This window comes from Staphylococcus saccharolyticus (assembly GCF_900458815.1).
Lineage (GTDB): Bacteria > Bacillota > Bacilli > Staphylococcales > Staphylococcaceae > Staphylococcus > Staphylococcus saccharolyticus.
On the sequence record NZ_UHDZ01000001.1, the window covers coordinates 1,795,622 to 1,816,647 of the forward strand.

Sequence of the window (21,026 nt, forward strand, 5' to 3'; positions counted from 1 at the left end):
TGCGATTACTACTTAATATTCATAAACAACATGGCATTATCAGTCGACAATTTGTTACACATCAATTTCTAACTTGCCAAACTTAAAAAAGTATAAGTAACCTTTCACAGGCTGTTTAAGTATCGTTTCTAAAGTATTACGATAATACTTTATTTGAATGCTATACTTCTTTTTAAGTTGATGTCCAATTTCTTCATCAGTCATTCCCTTTCTTCTATTAAAAGCATCCGTTTTATAATCAACAAAGCAGTATTGTCCATCTTTTTTATAGATTAAATCAATCATACCTTGAATAATTGATACATCTCCATCTTCTTCGGTTAATTGATCTACTTTCGCTTGATTAACAACAAAAGGTAATTCAGTATAAATTTTATCTGCTTGTGCAATTTCTTTATAAAGCGAACTATCAATAAATTGCATAATTTCATTAATTTTAATATCTTGTTTGGCATTATCTTCAATGATATTTTGATTGATTAAATCATCTAAATATTGATTAAGTTCTTCTTTATCCATACCCTCTTCTTTGAAAGGAAGATGTTGCATAACTGTATGCATTAATGTACCGATTTCGTTAGCTTTTCTTTTGTTATTGTGACTTAAAAATTTCGGACGCTCATATGTTGCAACTCCAACACGATATTGTCTCACACGATCATAATTCGTATCACTTTCTTCAGTTTCAAACTGACGCTTGAGTTCAGAAACTGATTGTTTAGAAGGTTTCACTATATCATCTTGGTATGGATATTCATAAGTAAGTTGATAATGAATTTTAGTTTTAACCTCTTCATTACCAGTATCAAGGTGATTGATATCATTAACTAATCTATAGTCATTTTTAGAGATAACCTCTTCTGTAGAAACATCTTCATAGTGATCAATAGAAATCGTTACACGTGGCTGAACTTCAGAACCTAACGTTTCAATACTACTTTCAAACTTATGTTCATTTGGTAATAATGAAGATTGATGTTTCGCTAGAATACTATAAATAAGTACAAATGGATGAGTAGCTGTAAGCCGCTCATTGACAGCAATGTGCGTACCTGAAATTGCTAACTGCTCATATTGTGATAATTCTTTTTCATCTTTAACTCTTCCTATTAAGATAAGCTGTTCCTTAGCACGTGTTAATGCCACGTAGATGAGTCTCATCTCTTCTGATATCAATTCTTTTTCATTAATCGCTCGAAATACTACAGAAGATAGTGAAGGGTATGCCATACCTTTTTCTACATTAAAATAATCCATTCCTAAACCATATTGTTGATTTAAAATCACAGGACCATTCAAGTCACCTTTATTAAATTTTTTAGAGAGACCTGAATAAATGACAAATGGGAACTCTAACCCTTTACTACTATGAATCGTCATCATTCGGACTACATTATCATTTGGACCGACAACATTTTCTTCACCAAGATCCTTACCACGATCAATCAATTCATCAATAAAATGAATGAATTGGAACAAACCTCTAAAGCTAGAGTTTTCAAATTCAATAGCTTTATTAAATAAACCATATAAATTTGCTATTCTTCCTCTGCCACCAATCAGACCACTGAAGTATTGAATCACATAATGATCATTATAAAATTGATCAATAAGTTGATAAACGGGTACACTTTGACTACATTTTTGATATTTTTGAATATCTTTAATAAAGTATTTTAATTTATCCACTAGTTGTGGCTTCGCATTGTTATTTATTATATAGTTTTCAATAGATTGATAAAAATAATCATCATTTGGGCTCTCTACGCGTATTTCAGCTAATTCATCTTCAGTAAACTGATAAATGACAGAGCGCATTAATCCTACAAGATATACGTCTTGTAATGGATTATCAATAGTTCTTAAAAATGATAGAACTAAACGGACCTCTGTTTGTTCAAAATAACCTTCTCTACTATTAACATGAAAAGGAATGTCATTATTTTTACATGCTTGTTGAAGGTTACGTGCTTGACTAAAACTTCTTTCTAAAATAACGATATCTTTATATGTAACATTTCGATATTCTTGAGACTTAATATCGTAAACCTTTTTATTTTCTAAAATATCTTTAACTTGTTCAACAATATAATAAGCCTCTTGCTCACTTCCAGTTAAATCACTATCTTCTGAATTAGCTTCAACCAACGCGCGTAATTGAACTGGATGCTCCACTTGATCATAAGGTGCACTAAAATAAAGTTGGGCTGCTTCATCATAGGTAATTTCACCTACTTGCTCGTCCATCATATGTTTAAATAAGTAATTAGTCGTTGAAAGTACTTCTTGTCGAGAACGGAAATTTTGAGATAAATCAATACGCATTCCACTATCGATTCCTTCATTTGAAAAACGATAATATTTCTCTATAAAAAGACTAGGATCTGCTTGTCTAAACTTATAAATAGATTGTTTAACGTCACCAACCATAAATAAATTACCATCATGCTCGCATCCTGTTTTAATACAAGATAAAATATTCTCTTGTACACGATTCGTATCTTGATACTCATCTACAAGAATTTCTTTGAAATGCTCACGATATAACTCAGCAATTGCAGAAGGTGTCCCATCTTCATTAGTCAGTATTTGTAATGCAAAATGTTCATAATCAGCAAAATCCAATACATTTCTACTACGTTTGTGTGCACTAAATGTTTCAATTACATCTTGAACAATATGTGTTAAATAAGCAACACGCGGCGCGAGTTGATTCATATCGGCTTTTAAATCATCTTCATTTCTTGAAAAATAGTCGTTTTTTACTTTCATAACTAATTTTTTGTACTTATCATAATGTTCTTTAGCATCTTCTAAAGCGTCTTCCATACCCTCGTTAGCTTCTCTAATTTTAGTCGTAACAGATGGGAAACGACTTACAAATTCATGGTTTACAATGACTTCTGTATTTAAAATATTACCTTCTAACACCATAGCAATAAATTGGCGTTCCGCTTCGACAACTTCCAACTGTTTCTCAACATTTTCCATCATAGAATATAAGTCATAACTTTTTTGTAATTCTTCATGCCCCGCTTTTAAGAAAATCATAGCGAGCTCATTGAGTAACTCTAACATCTTTTGTTGTTTTAATTCATCTTTATAAGGTTCATATAATTCATTTAACCACTTATATGGGTTAGGATTTGCGATACTAAAAAAATACAATTGTTTAATAATACTACGAAATTGATTATCATTTCTATCTGAAGATAATTGTTCAGTTAACTCAATAAAATCAGGATTTAAATTATCATAATGTTGTTCTAAAACTTCATCTATCGTTTGTTCTAAAAGTAGAATATTTTCTGCTTCACTACTCGTTCTAAAATTAGGGTCTACATCTAATACATCATAATGTTGTTGTATTAATTTTAAACAGAAACTATGTAGAGTCGAAATTTGTGCTTGATGAATTTTGATACGTTGTTTTTTTAAGTGCTCGTTATTGGGATCTTCGGCTGAAGCTTCTTGAATACGTTGATCAACACGGTGTTTCATTTCTCTTGCACTTAAGTTCGTGAATGTCACAACCAACAGTCGATCAACATCCACTTTATCTTTTATTATACGTTGAATGATACGTTCTACTAACACTGCTGTTTTACCAGAACCAGCTGCGGCGGCTACAAGAATGTCTTGGCCTTTAGCGTATATACTTCTCCATTGTGCATCAGTCCAGATTACATTATTAGGTTTTGTTGGAATCATGATTTGCCACCACCTTTATCTTTAAATTGTTGTATCAATTCTAGTGGATTGATTGTTTCGTCTACTGTACGATAACGTTTACTATCAATCATTCCATCTACATGACAAACAGATTGATAATTACAAAATTGACAAGGCAACTTTTGTTTATACTTTAATGGCGCTACTTCAGTGTGACCATCCATAATATGTGAGGCTGTCTCAATAAAATTCCTTTTATTATGTTCAATAAATTGATGAATAGTTTCTTCATCGGCTACTTTACTTACTTGTTGTTTGATAGCCCCTTTAGTTGTCAGACCAATAGGAACAATATCTGAATTAAATTTCGGTTCAAGTCTCATATCTAACGCGTCTAATACTTCTTGATTACTATTAACAAGTCCGCTCATCTTAAATGATTTAACTAACTCTCTTTCTAATTTTTCTTCATCTATGTCTGACCAGTTTTTAAACTTAATTCGTGGCTCATGTATATGAAAATAAAGTAGTGCTCCTGGTTTAACTACATTTGAGAGACCTAATCTATCGTGATTTTGTAGTACAATATCCATATATGTCATCATTTGCATTTGTAATCCATAATAAACCTTTGTTAAATCAAGCGTTGCACTACTTTCTGACGATTTATAATCTATGATATTTACGTAACTATGATTCCCTTTTGTGTACGTATCAATCCGGTCAATTTGTCCCCTGATATTAATTGGAACACCTTGCTTAGTAGTGAGTGGCTGTGCAAAGAGTTCATCTTTACTTTTAGGTGCTTTTCGAAAACCTATCTCAAATCTTCGAGGTACGAATTTTGAAAAATCTCCTTGATACTTCAACGCGCTTAATGTTGTTTCTACAATTGCACCTATCCTTCTAGACAAATACTTATAATACGCCGAAGAATTTAGTAAATTAAATTGAACTTTAGGTAAAATCATTTCGAGTGCTTCTTCTGTTAAAGATTTAATTTTTTGACGATTGAGATGTTTAAAATCCCCATGAATACGCTCAGAAATATATTTTAAAACAGAATGGAATATATCACCTAAGTCAAAATTTTGTAATTCATATTTCGTTCGTTCATTTAATCGTAAACCATGAGATGCATAGTGTTTAAATGGACATTGCTGATACCCCTCAAAGCGTGATACACTTGCACTAATTGTATTTCCATATAATTGTTGTGATAAAGATTCGCTTAATTGAACTGTTTCATTATCATAAGTTAATGAGGTAATGAGATAATCTAGTCCTTGATTCAAACGTTCATCATCACGAATCACTTGATAAGCCTCCAACCACTGTTGATCAATTTCTTCATGATCTAACCATGCTCTTAATGATTCAAACAGTTGTATTTTAGTTTGATGAACATGTTGCATAAGACTTAGAGGTTGTCGTCTGTGTACTTCTTGTATATTAATAATATCTAACTCGTGATATAAGTCTTTAATTTGACTTAAAAACGGACTTATCTCTTTTTCATCTCCAGAATTCCCCATAAAGCTATAAGAGAAAGTCATATTTTGTTGACTTCTAGTCATAGCGATATAACAAACAAATGCTTCGTCCATTTGTAATATATCAGCTGTTGGACTTAACTCAATTTGAGCGTTTTCTTCAAAATACTTCTTCTCTTCATCAGTGATTAAACTAGAAGATGATACAGGTTGCGGTAAGATACCATCATTCATGCCTACCATATAAATATGTTGTTTATTATCTACCTTTGCTAAATCCATCGTACCAATACTTACTTGATCTAAAGTTTGAGGAATCATCACAAATTCTAGTTGTTCTAAACCAATATCAAAGACTTCTAAAAATTGTTTCAATGTCATACCTTGAGTATCAAATACTGTAACTAAATTATCTAGAATTTGAATTAAACCATTCCATAGTTGATCAATTTCTTCTGCTTGTTGATGATAACCTTCAACATCAAGTTCATCACGCTCTGTCATTAGTTGATTGGGTAATTCAAAATATTCCATACTTTCATAAAAAGCACTAGCAAAATCTCTTACACTCCCAGATTCATTCATCGCTTTTTCAAAGTAAAGCACTTTATCAACAACACTGTTTTTTAGTTTAACCACTTCTTTATATATTTCTTTTAACTCTGGTGTCACCACATGCGATTTACGTTTCATTTTACCAAATTGTTCTATCTCAAAAATATCGTCATCTAACCAACGTTTTCCATAAACACCTCGTTCTAATACAAAATTTTCTAATATATCTATTAAATATGTACTTCTTTTAAACTGTGATGTTAAAACATTTGTCTTAAATAATCGTAACATTGCATTAGTATTCCATTTTGACTGAATAACTTCTATTAAAGAACGAATCATTTCCATAATAGGATGGTGTGTCATGGACTTTTTAATATCGATATAATAGGGAATATCGTATAGTGGCAATATTGAATCGAATAAATATGCATACGATTCATCACGGTATAATATAGCAATATCTTGAAATCTAAATTGGTTATCTCTAACATCACTTAAAATACGTCTTGCTACTTCATAAACTTCCTCTCTCATGCTAGATGCCTCAATAATTTGTAAGTGATTATGTTGTTGTTGAGTTGTAACTTGTAAAGCATTAAAGTCGCTTTCAAGATGCTTTAAATCAGGATTATTAAAACGATATCGTTCTTTAAAATAAGTTCTATTAAGTCTAATATCTAATTGTCGTGCGATATCTTCTAAATGAGTGAGAACCTCTGAAGGTTTTCTAAATAAACTAAACTGGTCTTGACTACCGTCAGTCGTTAACAGCACAGTTACACTCTTTGCTTGTCGAACAAGTGCTACAATAATTCTATATTCCAATGTTGAAAAATTATGAAATCCATCAATGAAAATTTCAGAACATTGAATCCACTCAGACTGGGATATTATATCAATAAATTGTTCTAAACTATCTTCTGTTGTTATAAACTCCCCGTTCATTCTTTTCTCTAAATGCTTATAAATGAGAGAAATATCTTCTAACTTATGTCGCGTTCTTGTTTGTAAAGAATGCGTATTAATCAATTGCTCTAAATGTTCTGCAGTAACGCTATACTTTTTAAAATCTTGAATTTGTTCAGCAAGCTTTTCACTAAAACCATAATATTTTGATTGAGACTGATATAATTTCAACTCATCTTTATGTTTTTGAACGAGGTGGTAAATCATCATTTCTAAAGCAGCTTTGGATAGTCTCTGTTCAGTTAATCCACCCACTTCTTGAAACACTCGATGACTTAATCTCTCGAAATGAAGGACTTCAGTTCTTAAACTTCCATTGAGTTCAGAGTCATTAACAAATGTTTGTTCTAATTGAAATGTACTTTGTGTTGGAGCGATTAAAATAATAGGATCTCCAAGTGGGTCCTTTTTCATTTCTTTTTTAATATATTCCAGCATTGCCGTAGATTTACCTGTCCCAGCTCTACCAATATATGTATTTAATTCCATATCATTCTCTCACTCCTTTATTCATAATATTATCATAACAATGTCTTATCGAATATTAAATAGAAATGGAGATTCCTACGTCAAACTTAAATAGGACCCTCCATTGATGAAAAGCTATATTCAATTGTACACTCAGTTAATTTTTAGTATTTTCAGGATTAAAATTTGATTTAAACTCATTGCATGGCCAGAATCTAAATAAAACTTTACCTACGATTTGATCTTTATCAATGAGTCCAAATGAACGACTATCTTTACTTACTTCACGGTTGTCTCCTAATACTAAATATTTACCCTTTGGAATAACATTTGATTTAGGGTTGGCGTTTGGTAAGTCTTTAGTTTTAAATGTGCCAGTGATGTACTCGATTTGTTTACGCTTTTCATTATAATTTAAGTAGGGTTCTTGTTGTTTTTTACCATTAACATATAACGTATCATTTTTATATTCAACGCTATCTCCTGGTGTACCAATCACACGTTTAACATAATCATCTTTATTATTTGCATGGAATACGATGACGTTACCTTTTTTCACGCCACCTATTTTATAACCAATGATATTTACCATTACGCGCTCACTGTCTTTTAAAGTTGGATCCATTGAATCACCTTTAATCGTGTATGGCTTACCGACAAACGTTTTAATAGCGAAAATAAGTGCAAGCGCGACCGCTATGGCAACTATCCACTCCATAATTTCTTTTTTCAATGTCTACACCTCTTTTGATTTTTTAAATTGATAGTTAAATTCTTTAAATGGGTAATATTTCACACTCACATTACCAATAATACTCTTTTTATCTATTAAACCATAGCGTCTTGAGTCTGATTGATCATGATTATTATCATTTAATACAAAAAATGAATCAGGCGGTATCATATCACCATCAAAATTTTTAATGTTTCTTAATGCTACATCTTTAATTTGTCAATGTTGCGCATATTTTTCTTTCAATTGTCTATCATCTATATAAATGTGATGATTTTTAATATTTACAGATTCACCAGGTTCACCTATAATTCTACTAAAATGAATCTTCCCCTCATATTCGTACATAATAATATCGCCACGTTTGAGCATATCAAAAGTAACTTTAGTTTTATTGATAATGACTCTATCAAACTTTTGTAAAGTTACACTCATGCTTTGGTTGGGGATAACAGCGCCTTTAATGATAAAAGTCTGAATGAATAGTATAATGATAATTGCAAATATTAAGGAAATCAAATATTTGATAAAGTATTGCATATCTTACTCCTTAGTAGAACTCATAAAATGTTTTTCTACTTTTTTACTAACAAACCATAGAATAACAAAACCTATCAACATGATGAGTGCTCTAATTGGGTTAGTGAAAATAGTAAAGACTTCTTTTCCCAAAAAGCCCAAAATTGCTATAGATATGAGCTTAGATATCACTAATATAATGAAATAAAATTTTATTTTAATATGCGATAAACTCACAACGATATTTATTAATGTATTGGGAGTAAATGGAAAGCATAGTAATATAAATAAAGGGATTAAACCCTGTCTATCAATAAAACTAATTAATCTTTTAACAGAGTTTCTACTTTTTAATTTCTTCATTCTCACAGTATTGACAAGCTTTTTACAAATTAAAAACACTATAAATGTACCTGTTACAACACCAAGCCAACGGATAATAATTCCTGGTATTATCCCATAAGTGTGAATTAATAACACAATATATAAGGTTAAAGGTAATACAGGTACAATAGCTCGTAAATAAAGCAAAATGAACCCAGGAATATATCTGAATTGTCGAAAGAACTCAAACAACTCTTCTAACTGATGAAACGATAACACATCAAATCCTTTCTAGGGCTAATATTACCTTCTTAATTATAGTGGTAATTGGTACCTTTTGAAATAACAAAATTAAGTTCACAACATAAATCAGTCTTTAGTAGTAAATAACCTATGAAAACAAACTAATGTCAGCCCAAAATAAGAAAGCCAACATCTCAAGTTTTCACTCAAGATGTTGACATGATTTTTTAAAGATTACTAAATTATCGATATGTGAATTTGATTCAACAGAGTAAATTTATAAACGATCTTCCAATTCTTTCTTTTTGTCTTCATGGCCAGTTTTACCTAACAATGCAAACATATTTTGTTTATAAGCTTCAACACCTGGTTGATTAAATGGATTCACACCTAACTGGTAACCACTCATCGCACATGCTAATTCGAAGAAGTAAACAACATAGCCAAATGTTTCTTCATCTAATTGAGGAATATTTACTACAATATTAGGAACGCCACCATCAGTATGTGCTAATAAAGTGCCTTCAAAAGCTTTAGTGTTAACTTCATCAATTGTTTTTCCTGCAAGATAGTTTAGAGCATCTAAGTCTTCACTATCTTCATCAATTCTGATGTCATGTTTTGGATGATTAACTTTGACAACCGTTTCAAACAAGAAGCGACGACCTTCTTGAACGTATTGTCCTAATGAGTGTAAATCTGTAGTGTAATTCGCACTTGAAGGATAAATACCTTTAAAATCTTTCCCTTCAGATTCACCATATAATTGTTTCCACCATTCATTAAAATATTGCATTGACGGCTCATAGTTAATCAACACTTCAGTTGTATAACCTTTACTGTATAAAATATTTCTAATTGTCGCATATTGATATGCAATATTGTCTTCTAAGTCACTAGAAGATAGTTCTTCACGTGCTTTTGCAGCACCAATCATAATTGACTCAATATTAATACCTGCCGTTGCAATTGGTAATAAACCTACTGCTGTTAAAACTGAATAACGTCCGCCAACATTGTCAGGCACAACAAATTTTTCATATCCCTCGTTATCAGCTAATTGTTTTAATGCTCCTTTAGACTTGTCCGTAGTTGCAAAAATACGTTTTTTAGCTTCTTCTTTACCATATTTTTCTTCTACTAAGAGTTTAAATAGTCTAAACGCAACTGCAGGTTCTGTAGTAGTACCAGATTTAGAAATAACATTCACTGAGAAATCTTTACCAGATAAATAGTTTACTAACTCTTGAGTATAACTTGAAGATAAGTGATTACCTACGAATACAATTTCAGGATACTCAGTACTATTTCTAAATGATGAAGTTAACATTTCAATTGCAGCACGTGCACCTAAATATGATCCCCCAATTCCAATAACAACGAGCACATCGGAATTTGATTTAATTCGTTTAGATGCTTCAACAATTCTTGAAAATTCTTCTTTATCATAATCAACCGGTAAGTCTAGCCATCCTAAAAAGTCATTACCAGCGCCTGTCCCTTTATGAATTGTGTCATGTATTGTTTTAACAGTATCTTTTTGTTGATCCAATTCATGTTTGTCGAAAAATTCTAAAGTTTTACCATAATCTAATTGAATATGAGTCATCTTATTGCCTCCTGTGATTTGTACTTATATTTAATTCTACTAAGTTTGTATTGGCTATTCAATTCACAAGGCTAATGGATAATTAGAAAATTGATTTTTCTGTGACTATTCACTACACTTTTATGAAAAAATTCGTCTCCTCGTATGGACTCTTATTAATTCAATATACAGAATTTTTAAATTTATTTAAAATGGCTATATAACGGATTTAAATAACTTCTCAACACGAATACTCTTTATTATTTATGAATATTTATGTATAAAAATGGTTTTATTTTCATTATGAATCTGCTATGATATATCCATATTCAAAATTCTGAAAATTATTTGAGGTGTTTATATATGAATGAAAAAATCGTTTTAGCATATTCAGGCGGTTTAGACACAAGTGTTGCTGTCCAGTGGCTTATAGATAAAGGTTACAAGGTCGTGGCATGTTGTCTTGATGTCGGCGAAGGAAAAGATTTAGATGTCGTATATCAAAAAGCCTTAGATATGGGTGCGATTGAATGTCATATTATTGATGCAACAAAAGAATTTAGTGATGATTATGTAAGTTATACTATTAAGGGGAATCTTATGTATGAGAATGCATATCCATTAGTTTCAGCATTGTCACGTCCTCTCATTGCTAAGAAATTAGTAGAAATCGCTGAGAAAACAAATTCTATTGGCATTGCACATGGCTGTACAGGTAAAGGGAATGACCAAGTACGTTTTGAAGTGGCTATTAAAGCGTTAAATCCTAAGTTAAAAGCATTTGCACCTGTGCGTGAATGGGCTTGGAGTAGAGAGGAAGAAATCGATTATGCAATTAAACATAACATCCCTGTGTCTATCAACCACGATTCCCCCTACTCTATTGACCAAAACTTATGGGGAAGAGCAAATGAATGTGGTATTTTAGAAGATCCTTATGCAGCCCCTCCAGAGGATGCTTTTGATTTAACCTCACCAATAGAAGAAACACCTAATGAAGTAGATGAAATTATTATTACTTTTAAAAAAGGTATCCCAGTTCAAGTTAATGGAAAGAAATATTCACTAGATGATCTTATCCTCTATTTAAATCAACTTGCTGGTAAACATGGTATTGGAAGAATTGACCATGTTGAAAATAGAATGGTCGGAATTAAATCAAGAGAAATATATGAAACACCTGGTGCAGAAGTCATTTTAAAAGCTCATAAAGCACTTGAAACTATTACTTTAACGAAAGATGTCGCTCATTTTAAACCAATTATTGAGAAGCAGCTTTCAGAACAACTTTATAATGGACTATGGTTCTCTCCTTTAACGGATAGCTTGAAACTCTTTATCGATAGTACACAACAATATGTTGAAGGAGATGTGAGAGTTAAGTTATTTAAAGGAAATGCAATCGTTAACGGTAGACAATCACCTTACACATTATATGACGAGAAATTAGCAACTTATACAAAAGAAGATGCATTTAATCAAGAAGCAGCTGTAGGATTTATTGATATCTATGGTTTACCTACACAAGTTAATGCGTTATTACATGGAGGTTATAGTAATGATCAATAAAGCTTGGTGCGGCAGATTCAAAGAGCAACCTGAAGATTGGGTTGATGATTTTAATGCTTCCATTGACTTTGATAAAAATTTAATCAATCAAGATATTAAAGGAAGTATTGCACATGCAACAATGCTTGCAAATCAAGAAATTATTTCACATGAAGAAGCTCAATCTATCATTAATAGTTTGAAATCTATCCAAAATGATTTTAATCATGGAAAAATTGAATTTAAAGCCTCTCTTGAAGATATTCATTTAAATATAGAACATGAGCTTATTCAACGTATAGGTGAAGCCGGCGGTAAATTGCATACTGGACGTAGTCGTAACGATCAAGTTGCTACAGATATGCATTTATACACTAAAGAACAAGTTCAAGAAATCATTAATTTAATAGCGTCATTTCAACATACTATCATCCAGTTAGCTGACCAACATGTTGACACAATTATGCCAGGCTATACACATCTTCAACGCGCTCAACCTATTTCATTTGCACATCATATCATGACCTACTTTTGGATGTTAGAAAGAGATAAAGGACGTTTTAATGATAGTCTTAAGCGAATTGATATTTCACCATTAGGCGCAGCAGCTCTAAGCGGTACAACGCACCCTATTGACAGACATCATACTCAAGAACTTTTAGGTTTCACTCATATTTATGAAAATAGTTTAGACGCTGTAAGTGACCGTGATTATATCGTTGAGACATTGCATAATATATCATTAACTATGGTACATTTATCTCGTTTTGCAGAAGAAATTATTTTTTGGTCAACTGATGAGGCAAAATTTATTACCCTTTCAGATGCCTTTTCAACTGGTTCATCTATTATGCCACAAAAGAAAAATCCTGATATGGCAGAACTCATTCGAGGCAAAGTTGGGCGCACAACTGGTCATCTAATGAGTATGTTAGTGACACTTAAAGGATTACCATTAGCATATAATAAGGATATGCAAGAAGACAAGGAAGGTTTATTTGATGCAATTCATACAGTAAAAGGTTCATTACGTATTTTTGAGAGTATGATAGACTCAATGACAGTCGATACATCATGCTTAAACCAAACCGTGAGAAAAGACTTCTCAAATGCAACTGAATTAGCAGATTATTTAGTAAGTAAAGATGTACCTTTTAGAACCGCCCATGAAATCGTAGGAAAAATTGTATTGGATTGCATTCAAAAAGGTATCTATCTTCTTGATGTTCCTTTATCTGACTATCAATCATATCATGCTAATATCGATAAAGATATTTATGATTATTTAACACCAAAAAATTGTCTCAAACGTCGTCAAAGCTATGGTTCAACTGGTCAAAATTCAGTCAAACACCAATTAACAGTGGCGAAATCATTAATTAACTCTGTTTAAAACTAAATAAAAATAAGTATGACTTTAGCGTAAATTATTTAAAAATGTTTAATGTTATATTAAGTAAATAAAATTTAAATAAACATATTGTAAAATTTAATTCTATTCTTTCAAATTAGTGTAATTTGAAGATATCACATTAATTTGAAAGGATGTTTTTATGTTTAAATCTAAAAAGGTAGTTATTTCAAGTTTATCTGCTTTAACTATTAGCTTAGTGAGTGTTAATGTGCCGACAATGGCGAATAGCTCGAATCATATCCCCCATCAAGATGGTCCAAATGATCAAAGTCAACAAGCAAAAACTCATATGAATACGAACCAATCATCAACTCATAACCAATTCACACGCCAACCTGAAGCTGATTCAGTGAGTGGTAAAACAAATGATACACATTCGAATTGGGTGAAAAATTTAACTGGTGAAAAATTCACCACCATTGCTCACCGTGGCGCAAGTGGTTATGCCCCTGAACATACTTTCGCAGCCTATGATAAATGTCATAATGAATTAGGTGCATCATACATAGAAATTGACCTACAACGTACTAAAGATGGTCATCTCGTGGCTATGCATGATGAAAAGGTTAATCGTACTACAAATGGACGCGGTCGTGTGGACCACTACACACTTAACGAACTTAAAAAGTTAGATGCAGGAAGCTGGTTTAATCACGCTCATCCTGAATACTCAAGTGATAAATATAAAAACGCCAAAGTTCCTACCTTAGATGAAATATTAAATCGTTATGGTAAAAATGCTAACTATTACATCGAAACAAAATCACCAGAAGTATATCCAGGTATGGAAAAACAATTATTAGACACATTAAATAAACATGGTATGTTAACACAGAATTCGCTTCAGAACGGTCATGTGATGATTCAATCGTTCTCTGGAAATAGCTTAGAAAAAGTTCACAAATTAAATTCAAAAGTACCACTTATTAGATTAATGAATAAATTTGAATTAGCGATATCTTCTGAACAAGATTTAAAACACATTAGATCTTACGCTGTAGGTGTCGGACCAGAATATACAGATTTAAATATTAAAAATACAAGACATCTTAAAGACTTAGGATTTTTAGTACATCCTTACACTGTAAATGATGAAAACGATATGAGACGTCTAAACCAATATGGTGTAGATGGCGTCTTTACAAATTTCGCAGACAAATATAAAAATGTATCAAAAACACAACAATAGTATTTAACACTTTTAAATAGGAAAGACTTTGCTAGCTGTTAGAGCTTTTGCAAAGTCTTTTTTATGTGGTGAACTCACTTCTCCACGAAATAGAGAATATTAAAAGGCTATAACTTTTTGATTCACAAAAAGCTATAGTCAAAATTGCTCATTCATTCAATTCTATTTACTCATCAAATAATTATGCCCAACCGCGATAACGTGCAGCCTCTGTGGTACGTTTTATACCTACAATATATGCAGCAAGTCTCATATCAATCTTTCTATTTTGTGCTAGCTCATAAATGGTATCAAAAGCCGTCACTAATTTTTCACGTAATTTTTCATTGACTTCTTCTTCTGTCCAATAGTAACCTTGATTGTTTTGAACCCATTCGAAATAAGATACTGTTACACCACCCGCACTTGCTAATACGTCTGGTACAAGTAAGATATCTCTTTCAGTTAAAATGCGTGTTGCTTCAGGTGTTGTAGGACCGTTCGCAGCTTCTACTACAATACTTGCTTTAATATCATAAGCATTGTCTTCAGTGATTTGGTTGGAAATCGCTGCTGGAACTAAAATATCACAATCTAATTCGAATAATTCTTTATTTGAAATTGTATCTTCAAATAAATTTGTTACTGTACCGAAACTATCACGTCGGTCTAATAAATAATCTATGTCTAAACCATTAGGGTCATGTAGCACCCCATAAGCATCACTAATACCAACTACTTTGGCACCTAAATCATATAAGAATTTAGCTAAGAAACTACCAGCATTACCGAAACCTTGAATAACAACTTTAGCATCTTTAACGTTCATACCACGACGTTTAGCAGCTTGCTCAATGGCAATAACTACTCCCAACGCTGTTGAACGATCTCTACCTTGAGAACCTCCTAAAACAATTGGTTTCCCCGTGATGAAACCTGGTGAGTTAAATTTATCAAGTGCACTATACTCATCCATCATCCAAGCCATGATTTGTGAGTTAGTAAATACATCTGGTGCTGGAATATCTTTGTTTGGTCCAACAAATTGAGAAATAGCTCTTACATAACCACGAGATAAACGTTCAACCTCATAAATACTCATTTGACGTGGATCACACACAATACCACCTTTACCACCACCATATGGTAAATTAACGATACCGCATTTTAATGTCATCCACATTGATAATGCTTTTACTTCTTCATCAACTTCAGGGTGGAAACGTACACCACCTTTTGTTGGACCGACAGCATCATTATGCTGAGCACGGTAACCAGTGAATATTTTGACTGTGCCATCGTCCATGCGAACTGGAATGCGGACTTGTAAAAATCTGATTGGCTCTTTAATAAGCTCATACATCCCATCGTCAAATCCCAATTTGTGTAATGCTTCTTTAATAATTCCTTGTGTGGAAGTTACTAAATTATTATTCTCAGTCATGATCTTATTCGCCTCTTTTTAACTAATGATTTCGCTTTCATTTTTAATTGTAACACAAGTGAAAGCATTTTAAAGGGGTTACAAAATGAATGTTACAACTTTTTGAACTCAAGCAAATACGCTCTTAATTTTTTCAAGTGCTAAATTTAATTCTTCTTTAATAATGATTAAAGGTGGTGCAAATCTAATCACTGTTTCATGTGTTTCCTTACATAATAATCCTTGTTCTTTTAATGCTTTACAATAAGGTCTAGCACTCTCATGTAATTCAATACCTATAAATAAGCCACATCCTCTTACTTCCTTAATTGAAGGGTGTTCAATCTTTTGTAATTCAGCTTTAAAATAATTGCCCAGTTCCAATGAGCGTCCTAGTAAGTCCTCATCTACGATAACATCTAAAGCAGCTATAGATACCGCACACGCTAATGGATTTCCACTAAATGTAGAACCATGTGACCCTGGTGTGAATACATCTAGAATTTCTTTATCAGCGAGAACTACAGATATTGGTAATACACCGCCACCTAAAGCTTTTCCCAAAATATAAACGTCAGGCTTAACATTATCCCAGTCAGTTGCGAAAAGCTTTCCTGAGCGACCTAAACCTGCTTGAATTTCATCAGCTATAAATAGGATATGATGATCATCGCACAATTCACGAATCGCTTTCAAATAACCTTCTGGAGGCACATTAATACCCGCTTCTCCTTGAATAGGCTCAACTAATATAGCAGCAGTACAATTATTTATTGCGTTCTTTAATTGGTCGATATCATCAAAATCAACTTTACGGAAACCATCTAACAATGGACCATAACCACGTTGATATTCAGCTTCTAAAGAAAGTGACACTGGAGCCATTGTACGTCCATGGAAATTCCCGTTAAATGCAATAATTTCTGCTTTGTTTGGTTCAATACCTTTTTAACATCATACGCCCAACGACGTGCCGCTTTCAAAGCAGTTTCAACCGCTTCTGCCCCTGTATTCATTGGTAAAGCTTTGTCTTTACCCGCTAATTTACAAATCTTTTCATACCATAGACCTAAGTTATCACTGTGAAACGCTCTAGATACCAATGTTACTTTATCTGCTTGATCTTTTAATGCTTGGATAATCTTCGGATGACGATGTCACTGGTTGACTGCAGAATAAGCTGAAAGCATATCCATATATTGATTACCTTCAGGATCCCTTACCCATACACCCTCTGCTTCAGAAATTACAATTGGAAGTGGTACATAGTTGTGTGCGTCATAGTGATTTGTTAACTCAATAATTTCTTCTGATTTAGTCATAATATCTCGCCTTTGTTCTTTTAATAAAAACTTATTAACAACATCATAACTGATTTCTTGTGACTCTCAAACATATTTTTACTATTGAAAATGATATCTAACAAACTATGGCTTCAACTACTGATATCATGGATTTTCACCCCTAAAATGAGCAATGACCCCTTCGTATGAAAGCCCTTACAAACATAATGGAATACGTATTCTACTTTTTACAAGCATAAATTTTAATTAATTAAAAAATTTAAATTTCTCAATTTACTTAAGCACATAAATAACCCAAATTTGCTTTTAACAAAACAAATTTGGGTTAAAACGCTCTTTACTACTTATCTTTACGTGGTAATGGATAAAATCCAGCATTAAATTGTTTCCATAAATTAGGAGGTAGTTCATGGTTATCTGCTCGCTTTGGATCAAATTCATTAATGATTTCATCTTCACGTCCATCTTTGATTTTACTTATGAAGTCATAGTCTAATAGAATCTCACGACCTAATGCGATGAATTCAACACCTACTTCATCAATAGCATTTAGTGCATCCTGTGGTGTAAAGACTGAACCAATACCAATAAGCGGCATGCGCCCGTTAATCCACTGATGAATTAATTTCAATCGATTTTTACCTTTATATTTACCTTCACGTGTCACTGAATTCACATCCATTAATGAAACATGTATATAATCTAATGGTTTATTTGAAATTAGATTAACTAATTGTTCAGTCATTTCCATTGATATCCCCGGTGATTCTGCTTCTTCTGGTGATAATCGGTATCCGATAATAAAATCATCATCTGCATAAGTTTTCTTAGCCTTAACTACTTCATCAATAACAGCATTTGGGAATTTATAATTATCTGCCCAAATATCATTTCTTCTATTGTAATATGGTGATACAAATTGATGGATAAGATAATGATTTGCACCATGAATTTCCACACCATCGAAGCCTGCTTCTATCACTCTTCGTGTTGCCTTACCAAAATCTTTAATGGTTTGCTCTATTTCATCCCCAGTCATTTCACGTGCATCATGAGGCTCTTGTTGTCCAAAACTTTTAAGTGTAATTGGACTAGGTGCAACCACATCTCCTTTCGGCGTTAAATTAGGTAATGCTTGTGCACCACCATGATGAATTTGAACTAAAGCTTTAGCTCCATTTTTCTTCATAGCTTTTGCCAATTCTTTTAATCCTTCAATATCTGAATCGTATGCTACTGAAGGTTGACCGGGGAAAGCTTTTCCCACGTCATTGATATTACTAGCAGCATTGATAGCAATACCGACATCTTTTGAACGTTTTTCAATATATAGTATTTCCTGATTTGAAATAGTACCATCTTCGTTAGATGACACATGTGTAAGAGGTGCTAATACAAAACGGTTTCTAATTTCAACACCGTTAGGCAATGTAAATGAGTTGAACAAAGGCTCATATTTATTATTCATATTAGAATACTCTCCTTGTATAATGATGTCATGACTATAGCATACAAGTTTCATACAACACTAATAATTTGCTTAAAAATCATTTATTGTCTAACAATATATTTTAATTAAATGTAAATAATCAATGAAACGAGTATCATTTTCTAACTGTATTTAACACAACTCTAACCTAAAATTAAATCAATTTTGTCCCTCTTAAAAAAATTTAAAAACAACAATCTTTACAATTTACCATTGCAAAGATTGTCGTTCTCATGCGATTTATTATTATAAATATAACCTCACATGTTGGCACGAATTTACAGTCATTCAGTCATTTCGAATTGCACGTTTAGACTGTTTGATCCAGACCGGTAAGCGTTCTTCAAGTGTTTGAAACCCATACTTTTCCGTTTCTCTTATTTCATCTAAGACTGACTGCTTTTCTTTTTTACGCTCATAATTTTTAAAGTAACCATTATCCTTTAATGACAAATTCAATTTACCTTCATCATCGATTGATAAAATTTTAGCTTTAACAACTTGTCCCTCAGATAGAAATTTCTTCAAGTTATGGACATAATCATCTATGATTTCAGAGATATGGATAAGTCCTTCAGTATGGTCAGGGGTCTCAACAAAAGCGCCATACGGTTGAATACCAGTTACACGTACCTTGATATGTTGACCTTCTTTATAGTGATTATTCAACGTGATAACCCCTTATTTCGATTTTCTTAACACTCATATCATAGCATAAATCATATTTATCGACTAACTAAAACTACAATAAATTTCATTTAAATTGAAAATAATTGCATCATAAATATCTAACTTAAGCTATTTTAAAATCATAGGGTTCCATTTCAAGACAACAAAAAGCTTAAGCTAGATCAATACATATTTAGACCATAACTTAAAGCTTTATTAAAAATATCCATGGAGCAGAAAAGACAACAATTTATACAACTGAATATCCAATATGCCCTACTTTGTAAAAATTATTTCTCAACATTAATTGATTCAATAACAACATCATAAACTGGCTTATCTTGAGCACCAACTTTTGTATTTGCAATATCTTCTAAAGTTGATTCTCCTTCAATCAATTGACCGAATACTGTATGTTTTTGATCCAACCATGGTGCACCACCCTTTTCACCATACGCCTCAACGATTGGTTGTGGCCAACCTCCATCAGCAAGTTGACTCAACATATTTTCAGGAACTTCTTTCATTTGTACTATAAAGAATTGAGAGCTATTTGTGTTAGGACCTGCATTGGCCATAGACAGTGCACCATATAAGTTGAAGGCTTCTAAAGAAAACTCATCTTCAAAGGCAGCACCGTAAATACTTTCTCCTCCCATACCTGTTGCAGTTGGATCTCCCCCTTGAACCATAAAATCGTTGATGACACGGTGGAAGGTTACATCATTATAATATCCGTTTTTAGCAAGTGTCACAAAATTTTCAACTGTCTTAGGTGCAATATCTGGAAATAGTTTGAACGTCATGTCACCTTTGTTAGTATGCATTACAATTCTAATTTCATTATCATTAATCTCTCTATTTAACTGAGGATAGTTCGTCATTTAAATTCTCCATTCGTGTTATGATATAACCATATATTAACATAATTGAAAGGAAGTCATATAACATGTTATATCGATTTTCTCATAAGACCGGAAGCTACGGTGTGAGTATCAAAGAGGATGATGGCGACCAAATCCTAGTCCAGGTTGAACAAGTAATTAAGCACCCTAAACAAGGTGACTTACATCATCCTAAAAAAATTGAAGGTGTATTCTTCCATGAACGCAAGGCACTAAGTCATTTTGAAAAACGTTATGCTACTCGTTCACAACTTCGAGAGTTTAATGTTGAAACAATGTCATATGAAGATTCTTTACAACAGGCTATCACAAATTTTTAACAACAATTAAAAGCAGATGATTCTGCACACGCACGCTTATCACTTAGAAGCTTAGATCAACTTAAAGAAGATTACTCTATTCAATACAAAAGAACATTTGTATAATGTAATTAAATTTTTAAAATTATAGTTACAGTTTTTATACATGAATTTCAATTTTTTTGGTAAATCTTGACGAGTTTCTTCTTATTTTAACAGTGCTTCAAAATCAGTGTTTTCATG

13 protein-coding genes and 3 pseudogenes are annotated in these 21,026 nt (G+C 32.3%); 4 read left to right on the forward strand and 12 right to left on the reverse strand.

What is annotated here, in order from left to right; translation table 11 throughout:
• Positions 1–54 precede the first annotated feature (54 nt).
• The 6 genes and pseudogenes from addA to DYE57_RS08785 all read right to left on the reverse strand — a co-directional run bounded on the left by addA (position 55) and on the right by DYE57_RS08785 (position 10,585).
• Positions 55–3,711, reverse strand: coding sequence for a helicase-exonuclease AddAB subunit AddA (addA, locus tag DYE57_RS08760; protein ID WP_115313699.1), 3,657 nt, complete (start codon positions 3,709–3,711; stop codon positions 55–57).
• Complete coding sequence (gene addB / locus DYE57_RS08765) at positions 3,708–7,178, reverse strand: helicase-exonuclease AddAB subunit AddB (protein ID WP_115313700.1); 3,471 nt, start codon at positions 7,176–7,178, stop codon at positions 3,708–3,710. Before addB ends, addA begins: the two co-directional genes overlap by 4 nt.
• A 136-nt stretch (positions 7,179–7,314) precedes the next feature.
• The gene (gene lepB / locus DYE57_RS08770) at positions 7,315–7,890 is read right to left on the reverse strand and encodes a signal peptidase I (RefSeq protein WP_115313701.1); all 576 of its coding nucleotides are present in this window, start codon (positions 7,888–7,890) and stop codon (positions 7,315–7,317) included.
• A gap of 3 nt (positions 7,891–7,893) precedes the next feature.
• A pseudogene (lepB, locus tag DYE57_RS08775) lies at positions 7,894–8,430 on the reverse strand (signal peptidase I).
• Between the two features lie 3 nt (positions 8,431–8,433).
• Positions 8,434–9,012, reverse strand: coding sequence for a TVP38/TMEM64 family protein (locus DYE57_RS08780; protein ID WP_115313702.1), 579 nt, complete (start codon positions 9,010–9,012; stop codon positions 8,434–8,436).
• Positions 9,013–9,253: 241 nt separating this feature from the next.
• Complete coding sequence (locus DYE57_RS08785; RefSeq protein WP_115313703.1) at positions 9,254–10,585, reverse strand: glucose-6-phosphate isomerase; 1,332 nt, start codon at positions 10,583–10,585, stop codon at positions 9,254–9,256.
• Between the two features lie 342 nt (positions 10,586–10,927).
• Here DYE57_RS08785 and DYE57_RS08790 point away from each other — a divergent pair, with 342 nt between their 5' ends.
• From DYE57_RS08790 to DYE57_RS08800, 3 genes are all read left to right on the forward strand, one after another.
• Complete coding sequence (locus tag DYE57_RS08790) at positions 10,928–12,133, forward strand: argininosuccinate synthase (protein ID WP_115313704.1); 1,206 nt, start codon at positions 10,928–10,930, stop codon at positions 12,131–12,133.
• Positions 12,123–13,505, forward strand: a complete 1,383-nt coding sequence (gene argH, locus DYE57_RS08795) for an argininosuccinate lyase (RefSeq protein ID WP_115313705.1) — start codon at positions 12,123–12,125, stop codon at positions 13,503–13,505. The genes DYE57_RS08790 and argH overlap by 11 nt, the downstream gene beginning before the upstream one ends.
• 160 nt (positions 13,506–13,665) lie before the next feature.
• Positions 13,666–14,715: a glycerophosphodiester phosphodiesterase gene (locus DYE57_RS08800; RefSeq protein WP_115313706.1), complete on the forward strand. Its 1,050-nt coding sequence runs from the start codon at positions 13,666–13,668 to the stop codon at positions 14,713–14,715.
• Between the two features lie 181 nt (positions 14,716–14,896).
• Here the strand turns inward: DYE57_RS08800 and DYE57_RS08805 are convergent, their stop codons facing one another.
• The 6 genes and pseudogenes from DYE57_RS08805 to DYE57_RS08825 all read right to left on the reverse strand — a co-directional run bounded on the left by DYE57_RS08805 (position 14,897) and on the right by DYE57_RS08825 (position 20,463).
• Positions 14,897–16,138 carry a Glu/Leu/Phe/Val family dehydrogenase gene (locus DYE57_RS08805; protein ID WP_115313707.1) on the reverse strand — a complete coding sequence of 414 codons (1,242 nt, stop codon included), beginning with the start codon at positions 16,136–16,138 and terminating at the stop codon, positions 14,897–14,899.
• Positions 16,139–16,246: 108 nt separating this feature from the next.
• Positions 16,247–17,220, reverse strand: a pseudogene (rocD, locus tag DYE57_RS08810) (ornithine--oxo-acid transaminase).
• Between the two features lie 54 nt (positions 17,221–17,274).
• Positions 17,275–17,439, reverse strand: a complete 165-nt coding sequence (locus DYE57_RS12890; RefSeq protein WP_420802100.1) for an aminotransferase class III-fold pyridoxal phosphate-dependent enzyme — start codon at positions 17,437–17,439, stop codon at positions 17,275–17,277.
• 322 nt (positions 17,440–17,761) lie between these two features.
• A complete protein-coding gene (locus DYE57_RS08815; RefSeq protein ID WP_115313708.1) occupies positions 17,762–18,889 on the reverse strand; it encodes an NADH-dependent flavin oxidoreductase in 1,128 nt (375 codons plus the stop codon).
• A 309-nt stretch (positions 18,890–19,198) separates the two neighbouring features.
• Positions 19,199–19,579 carry a S1 domain-containing post-transcriptional regulator Ygs gene (gene ygs / locus DYE57_RS08820; protein WP_115313709.1) on the reverse strand — a complete coding sequence of 127 codons (381 nt, stop codon included), beginning with the start codon at positions 19,577–19,579 and terminating at the stop codon, positions 19,199–19,201.
• A gap of 290 nt (positions 19,580–19,869) precedes the next feature.
• Complete coding sequence (locus DYE57_RS08825; protein ID WP_115313710.1) at positions 19,870–20,463, reverse strand: peptidylprolyl isomerase; 594 nt, start codon at positions 20,461–20,463, stop codon at positions 19,870–19,872.
• Positions 20,464–20,528: 65 nt separating this feature from the next.
• On the opposite strand from DYE57_RS08825, the pseudogene kapB reads away from it, so the two are divergent.
• Positions 20,529–20,909: pseudogene (kapB, locus tag DYE57_RS08830) on the forward strand (sporulation phosphorelay system protein KapB).
• Positions 20,910–21,026: the final 117 nt, after the last annotated feature.

Coding starts and splice junctions, on each gene's coding strand:
- DYE57_RS08825 (WP_115313710.1), bottom strand. CDS start 20,463: ATGACGAACTATCCTCAGTTAAATAGAGAGATTAATGATAATGAAATT.
- DYE57_RS08800 (WP_115313706.1), top strand. CDS start 13,666: ATGTTTAAATCTAAAAAGGTAGTTATTTCAAGTTTATCTGCTTTAACT.
- DYE57_RS08805 (WP_115313707.1), bottom strand. CDS start 16,138: ATGACTGAGAATAATAATTTAGTAACTTCCACACAAGGAATTATTAAA.
- DYE57_RS08790 (WP_115313704.1), top strand. CDS start 10,928: ATGAATGAAAAAATCGTTTTAGCATATTCAGGCGGTTTAGACACAAGT.
- DYE57_RS08815 (WP_115313708.1), bottom strand. CDS start 18,889: ATGAATAATAAATATGAGCCTTTGTTCAACTCATTTACATTGCCTAAC.
- DYE57_RS08785 (WP_115313703.1), bottom strand. CDS start 10,585: ATGACTCATATTCAATTAGATTATGGTAAAACTTTAGAATTTTTCGAC.
- argH (WP_115313705.1), top strand. CDS start 12,123: ATGATCAATAAAGCTTGGTGCGGCAGATTCAAAGAGCAACCTGAAGAT.
- addB (WP_115313700.1), bottom strand. CDS start 7,178: ATGGAATTAAATACATATATTGGTAGAGCTGGGACAGGTAAATCTACG.
- DYE57_RS12890 (WP_420802100.1), bottom strand. CDS start 17,439: ATGACTAAATCAGAAGAAATTATTGAGTTAACAAATCACTATGACGCA.
- addA (WP_115313699.1), bottom strand. CDS start 3,711: ATGATTCCAACAAAACCTAATAATGTAATCTGGACTGATGCACAATGG.